This is a genomic window from Citrobacter sp. S55_ASV_140, assembly GCF_018919505.1.
Classification (GTDB): domain Bacteria; phylum Pseudomonadota; class Gammaproteobacteria; order Enterobacterales; family Enterobacteriaceae; genus Citrobacter; species Citrobacter werkmanii.
This window is the reverse complement of record NZ_JAHLQZ010000284.1, coordinates 1-3,874: the sequence shown is the minus strand read 5'-3', so window position 1 is coordinate 3,874 and position 3,874 is coordinate 1. Positions and strand designations below refer to the sequence as shown.

Sequence of the window (3,874 nt, the reverse complement as noted above, 5' to 3'; positions counted from 1 at the left end):
CGGTACAGAATACTTAGTGTGGGATATCGCTGGTCGGCTGAGCCGGAGCAGCTGGCTGAGTTTGCTCGGTTTTCGCCGGTGCGCTCAGATTTTCCCACTCACTTCCTTTATTGGTCTTATTGCTGTTCATGTTACCCAGCACCAGACTGATGATGAAGAACAAGGTTCCCAATACAGCTGTCATACGGGTCATGAAGTTACCAGAACCACTTGAACCAAACAGAGTACCAGAAGCGCCTGCGCCAAAAGAGGCTCCCATATCAGCGCCTTTACCTTGCTGCAGCATGATCAAGCCAACCAGGCCAATTGCCACAATAAGGAAAACTACTAAAAGAGCTTCGTGCATAATCAACCTGTTCCTTGCGGAGTTGCCGCGTACAATGCTTCGACCATTAAAGCGGGAATATTTACTGTTTCCCACTGAAGCGGGTGTGAATACTAACCAAAGCGAATCACCTTCGCAAGGGCATTTTTAGTGCATTGTATCAACTGCGGAAAAAAACAGCAAAAGCGCCGCATTCTGCCGGTTAAGGGCGGAAAAACGGCTATAAAACAGCCGGCTATTCGGGTTTTGCTTCCGGCGACACTTTCACGAGCCTGTATTTTCCATACCGTTTAACAATGCGCCATACGCCATCCGGCGTCTCTACGGGTTCTCTCTGCGCGTAGAAGGTGGTTTTTTTACCGACGCGCACGCCTATCTGCAAATTCTCCCCTTCCCCACTAATCAAAGCGATGGTCGGCGTCATATCCACCGGCTCGATAACCGCCTGTGTATCTGCCACGTGCGACGCCCGCCTGGCATTGGGGTTTAATGTCGACGCAAAAAGCACCTCCATTGGGTTTACCAACTGGTGATGATGGCTGAGTTCCAGGTGGAGATGAGGACCATTGATGCGCCCGGTTGCCCCTGATAAGGCGATAACATTGCCTCTGAATACCTTATCGCCTTTATGAACCTGAAGCGTATTTAAATGCAGATAGCGGCTGCTCCAGCCATCGGCATGACTGACGGTAATATAGAACCCCGTCACCGGACCATAGCCGGTCGCCGTCACTTCGCCATCGGCAACCGACATTACCGGGCTATTTACCGGTGCGCGCAGATCCACGCCTTCATGCCGCATAAACTGACGGATGACCGGGTGGTAACGCATGCCATAAGGAGACGTCACAACAATTTCGTGCGTCAGGGGGAAGATAAACGCCCCGGCAGGCAGGGTATCGACCTCAGAAACGGCATGACGATTCGATAAAGACTGCCAGTTTGGCGCTGGGGCGCTGTTCGTGGGGATCGTCAGATTCAGCACCGAAAAAAAGCTGCTCGCCGTATCATTATCAGGAGCCGGATTGGTTGCAAAGCGATCGGTAGATACAACGCCAGCAGGAAAGAAGCTTGCCAGCGCCATAACCTGCGCGCAGGAAAGATCATCATCGGCATCGGCGTTCACCGTAACGTCAGAGGGCCACGTCATAAAAGCGCGACGTGACAAGGTAGCAGCGCTGATGCGACAGGAGAGAGGGTCGGTTTCCCGTCGGGTCTCAATAAGGTTCGCATGGTGTTTACCGGCCTGAAGATCATCGAAACAAGGCTGATAGCGCTGCCGTATCAAAGGCGATGTTGTTACTGGCGGCTGATTCATCAGCACCGCTGTTGCACAGGTTTTCTGCTGATCCACTGGCCGCCATACTGGCAGCGACAGTAAATAAAGCGTACGTGGCATTCGCCCCGTCATGGCTGGCACGGTAGTGTATTGTCGTGGAGCGGGCGGAATGAGCGATACCGTCACGCTGAATTCATCACGCGCAACCTCGTCCCGATACATATCTGGCGCAGCGCGCAGCAAAAGTAACGAAAGCAGAAGAGTGATCACAGGTTAAGCACCGCCGTATACATTAGATAGATCGACATCACAACGATCGCCGGACCAAATGGAATGTATCCCTGTTTCGCCAGCTCCCCCTGCGGCGCGAATCTGCGGATATAGAAGTAGCGAAACAGAAACAGGCAAAGACCCAACAGGGCTGAGCCCAGCATCAGCACCGCAATATTTTCCACCCCTAACCATGTCGCACACGCGGCGAACAGCTTAACGTCCCCTTTACCGAAACCTTCCCGACCGGTTATCCAGCGGTACCCTTCGGCCATTAGCCAGGTAAAGCCCCATATAAAAACGGCGCCCATTACGCTATCCCGCGGTGAAATTGGAATAAGGTGGCGTACAGAGGCAATAAGTCCCGCCCACAGCAATAAAAACACCAGGCAGTCAGGAAGCAAAAAGGTGCGGATGTCGATAACCGCAAGGGTGTACAACAGGCAGAGAAATAACGCCATGAACGCGAGCTGGAGTAAGCTATATTGCGGATAAAGCCAGTAAACCAGAGTGCAAAACACAACGCCAATGACCGCCTCACTTAACGGATAAATACCCGAAATTGTGCAATGGCAATGGCGACATCTGCCGCGTAACAGCAACCAGCTCACCACGGGAATGTTATCCCAGGGCATAACATTGTGCTGGCAGCATGGGCAGTGAGACGGCGGCCACCATAAATTTACCGCGGGAAGCGCGTTTCTTTCTTCATCGTCTGCGGTTTCACGCATCAGCATTATCGGTAAGCGATAAATAACGACGTTGAGAAAGCTGCCAATGAATAATCCCAGAAGCAGCGCGAGCCAGGGATAGCCAGGTGAGAAGAAAGCTTCTATATTCGTCATGCGCATTATTGACAACTTTCCGGCAGAGAAGCTAACTGAGTCGACTGGAATGGAAAGACCTTCGCATAGGGCAACAAATCAGAAACATCATCCGCCGGAGTTGACGTGCTATGGTTTAGCCAGATTTGCAGGCCAGAATTTTGCGTTAAGCGCAGCGTATCAGGTAAATTAACCCCGTTAAAATTCCCCGCCGCCGCGGTTCCTCCCATAGAAACAAGTTGCAGCTCGTCTTTGTTGCCTGCTGCGCGGTATTCCACAAAAAACGGCTCTGAATGGCCAACTCCGTTATCAAGCTGATTGGGCACAAACACCTCAATGCGCAATAGCTTATATTTCCTCACTGGCAAATAAAACCAAGTGAATGATGAGCTACTCGATGGGCTGATCGACTTTTGAGCAACACGAATGTCTTCTCCCGTAAATTCAGCTGCTAGCGAATCATAGGCAGAAACGCCTTTTCCTACGGTTCCGCTGCTGCTTTTTTGACATGCCGAAGAGGTCTTACACGCCGCCGTTGCATTACCTTTTAATATTCCAGTTCCAGGCCATGTTTCTACACCATTGACATTATATAAATTGACGTAATCGTCAATGTCGGCTGTATTATCGGCAGATATATAGATTAAGTTGACCTCCATATCTAATACATAAGTTTTGAGGCCGGGGGCAGGCATTCTAAACCCAACGGGAAACGGAGTTGACCAAAACGGACACATTCTCAATACACTACCAAAACCATATTTATTGGCGGAAAACGCCTGTGGCGCGCTAAAAATAAGCCATAAACAGCCCAGAGCCGCCAGGTATTTCCTGTTGAATATATTCATATTTAATCCATCCATGAATCATCCTACTGCACTTTTCGATAACGTATCCATTAATGAGAACAGCGCCAGAAACACCCAGATTACACTCCCGCCCAGGATAACGGTGGCTAAGTTCTTTAACAGTCCGGCAAGTTTTTTAATATATTCCTGTATATGTTCGCGGGAACGCTCCGATACCGAGAGCAAAACCTCATTAAACGAGGGGAGATCGGCATACAGGCTGATGTTGAGTAACTCTTCCGCGCCCATCAGTCCGGTATCGAGCGCTTTGCCATAATTCACGCCGTGCGCCATTTTCTCCAGCATGGTGAAAAGATGCCATTTTAGC

At 50.4% G+C, this 3,874-nt stretch carries 4 protein-coding genes and 1 pseudogene; all 5 read right to left on the bottom strand.

What is annotated here, in order from left to right; genetic code table 11:
* Positions 1–13 precede the first annotated feature (13 nt).
* Positions 14–346 (bottom strand): preprotein translocase subunit SecG, encoded by a 333-nt coding sequence (gene secG, locus KQJ18_RS22465; RefSeq protein WP_006687886.1) that lies wholly within the window; start codon positions 344–346, stop codon positions 14–16.
* Between the two features lie 214 nt (positions 347–560).
* Entirely contained in the window at positions 561–1,874 is a 1,314-nt protein-coding gene (locus KQJ18_RS24900; RefSeq protein ID WP_216422786.1) for a M23 family metallopeptidase, read from the bottom strand.
* The gene (locus tag KQJ18_RS22455) at positions 1,871–2,725 is read right to left on the bottom strand and encodes an A24 family peptidase (RefSeq protein WP_085048655.1); all 855 of its coding nucleotides are present in this window, start codon (positions 2,723–2,725) and stop codon (positions 1,871–1,873) included. Before KQJ18_RS22455 ends, KQJ18_RS24900 begins: the two co-directional genes overlap by 4 nt.
* A complete protein-coding gene (locus KQJ18_RS22450; RefSeq protein WP_137350633.1) occupies positions 2,725–3,561 on the bottom strand; it encodes a hypothetical protein in 837 nt (278 codons plus the stop codon). Before KQJ18_RS22450 ends, KQJ18_RS22455 begins: the two co-directional genes overlap by 1 nt.
* Before the next feature lie 3 nt (positions 3,562–3,564).
* A pseudogene (locus KQJ18_RS22445) lies at positions 3,565–3,874 on the bottom strand (type II secretion protein F); the annotation flags it as partial.